We start from the raw sequence: 661 nt of genomic DNA, 5'->3' as shown, positions 1-661 counted from the left end.
GTCCCTCCAGTCCGTCGGTCAGTCCGTCCAGGTCTGCTGCACCAGGGCCTCGAGGAGGCCGTCGGTCGGGACGTTCGACTGCGTGATCGAGATCCAGGTGTCGCCGCGCACGAAGAACGTGTGCGTCGTCTCCACCTGATCCGAGTAGTACATCGACGTCTCGGTGTGCTGGCACGAACGTCCACCGAGCGTGTCGGTGCAGGTCCAGTCCTTGTCGGCGACGACGCGGAGGCGAGCCTGCAGGACGTCACGATCTGCCGTGCCCATCTCGAGGAACAGCCCCTCGTCGCCCTCGGAGGTACCGCCCGGTGTCCAGGAACAGACCAGCTCCGCGTCCTCCTTGAACGGGATCTCGGGGTCGATGTAGTAGTCGGTCCTGCCGCCCGGTACCTGGGGGCGGAACTGGGTGATCTCCAGCGAACCGAACAAGCGCGGAGCATCGGCGGCCGGCACAGCATCGGTGCACGCCCCGGGGATCGTCGCCGTGGTGTCGGCCGGCGCCGGGGTCGGCGTGATGCGGGCCGCGGACGGTGACGGTGACCCGGTCGGTGCCGGTGTCGGCGGTGCAGAGGACGGCACGGGTGCCGGTGCTGCGGCGAAGGGCGTCGGAACGAGTCCGAGCGCCACCGAACCGCTCGCGGTGCCGATGCCGAGCACCCCG

At 69.6% G+C, this 661-nt stretch carries 1 pseudogene; it reads right to left on the bottom strand.

The features are described 5' to 3' along the window. Positions 1-18: 18 nt before the first annotated feature. Positions 19-661, bottom strand: a pseudogene (locus tag H489_RS37995) (hypothetical protein); the annotation flags it as partial.

Source organism: Curtobacterium flaccumfaciens UCD-AKU (assembly GCF_000349565.1).
Lineage (GTDB): Bacteria > Actinomycetota > Actinomycetes > Actinomycetales > Microbacteriaceae > Curtobacterium > Curtobacterium poinsettiae.
This window is presented reverse-complemented; position numbering and strand designations above follow the sequence as displayed.